This window comes from Mycolicibacterium hodleri, from assembly GCF_025822245.1.
Classification (GTDB): Bacteria; Actinomycetota; Actinomycetes; order Mycobacteriales; family Mycobacteriaceae; genus Mycobacterium; species Mycobacterium hodleri.
In genome coordinates, this window is the sequence record NZ_JACKTL010000039.1 from 1 (window position 1) to 982 (window position 982).

General features: G+C 59.8%; 2 protein-coding genes. Both read right to left on the bottom strand.

Annotated elements, in window-relative coordinates; all coding sequences use genetic code 11:
- On the bottom strand, nucleotides 1-285 hold a 285-nt coding region (locus H7J06_RS32830), incomplete at its 3' end, for an aromatic-ring-hydroxylating dioxygenase subunit beta (RefSeq protein ID WP_308205802.1).
- Nucleotides 282-982 (bottom strand): SRPBCC family protein (locus H7J06_RS32835; RefSeq protein WP_275079563.1); only part of this gene is annotated, 701 nt, incomplete at its 5' end. The genes H7J06_RS32835 and H7J06_RS32830, both read right to left, overlap by 4 nt.

Below are 982 nucleotides of genomic sequence, written 5' to 3' on the forward strand. Positions count from 1 at the left end.
CAACTGCTCCACCCGCGAAGTGACCGTCTCCTTCCCCTCGTCGAACCAGCAGATGTCGCTACCTTGCTGAGTCTGTTCCAGCTGCGCGAGGTCGTCGTACGCCACGTTCGTCCGCAGTGGAACGGAATACTCGTAGTCCTCGGTGAGCAGACCGAGCCATTCGGAGTAACGTCGTTCGTCGAGCAGGTCGGCTTCCCGATAAAGAAAGTCGGCAATATCGGCCTGAAGCAGCAACTTTTCTACCGCGTCCTGCCTCGTGGAAATTTCACCGCCCGTTGCACTCACGACCGTGCGGCTCTCTCGTCGTCTTTGGCAAGTTCGATGAGTTGAGGCCACGAGAGGTTGTCCACGAACTCGGCCCATCGCCGGTAAAAGGCGCGAGCATTCACCTCGCCAGCGATGGGCTGGTGAGAATGCACCGCCTGGTCGAGCGCACTGGGAGTTTCCATATCGAGACCCTGCTGATAGTTGTACGGATACCGCCGGGCTATCACGCCCTGGCTAGCCTGCGTCGCGTAATTCCAGTTCTCCATATCGTCTTGCTCCGTCATCCCTCCAGGACCCGAGTAGCGCATGTAATAGCGGCGCAGCCAGTCACGCACATCATCGGGTGCGTTCTTGTCGATGAGGTACCACCGCCACACTTCGGTTTCGGTGGGGCTGATCGGGTGTGACACCAGGATCGTCCGCGGAAAACCGGCCGAGAACGACATATTGGGGAACATCGTCGCTGGGCCACGTCCGCCGAGCAGTCTGCCCTGCGCCTCTAACCGCTCTTTACGGAGTGCCCAGGCCTGGGAGAAGTACTCACTCAAGGCCGGTTCTTCGGCGAACTCAGGATAGGGAATCTCATACGCCAGATTGTCCGACGCGCCATGGCCCATCCGAAACGACGTCTTCACACGGCCCTTCGAAAAACCACCCTGATCCTGTCGTTCACCGTGACGCCGGGAGTTTCTGCCGCCCGGGCCGATACCCACCT